1 pseudogene is annotated in these 635 nt (G+C 62.5%); it reads left to right on the top strand.

Features of this window, described 5'->3' with window-relative positions:
• Nucleotides 1–580: pseudogene (locus ABEA43_RS67745) on the top strand (hypothetical protein); the annotation flags it as partial.
• Nucleotides 581–635: the final 55 nt, after the last annotated feature.

The raw sequence follows: 635 nt of genomic DNA, 5'->3' as shown, positions 1-635 counted from the left end.
CCGCAAGCGGTGGGCTGACCTGCTCGAACGCAAGACGGGGCGTCGCCCCGATGACCACGGAGACGTGGGCGTGGCGATCAAGCGCGCCAACGACCAGGACATCGCCGGGTACATCACCAAGATCCAGGAGAGCGACCGCGTAGGCCACGAGATGGCCCGGTCCGATTTCAAGACCGGACGCGCTGAGTCCCTGATGCCCTTTGAACTGCTGGACGCTCCCAGCCGTCGATCTGCAGACCTCTGGGAAGACTTCTATCGCTCCACCAAGGGCCGCAGGGCGATCACCTGGTCACATGGTCTCAAGGACCTGTTCGGCATCCACGAGCTCGAGGACCAGGAGATCGTTGACGACACGGAAGAGACTGCCGAGCACCTGACCACGGTTGACGCTGTGACCTGGGACCGCATCAAGTCCGAACCGCAGCGTCTCGCGGCCATGCTCGAAGCAGCCGAAGTCGGTGATGTGCCACGCATCGACGCCCTAGCCCGCGCCTTCGCCTTTGGAGATGACGGCGAGCTACTGGATGAGCAGACAGGCCAGATTCTCGATCCCAGATGGGCTGATCCGTCTCACTCGTAGTTGAGGGATTCCAGCCCTTGGAGAGTCGGGTTGTCCTGCGTCTTCTTGGTCCAAC

The organism is Nonomuraea rosea (assembly GCF_039539705.1).
GTDB lineage: Bacteria > Actinomycetota > Actinomycetes > Streptosporangiales > Streptosporangiaceae > Nonomuraea > Nonomuraea rosea.
Note: the sequence above shows the minus strand (reverse complement) of the source record. Positions and strands in the feature narration are given on the sequence as shown.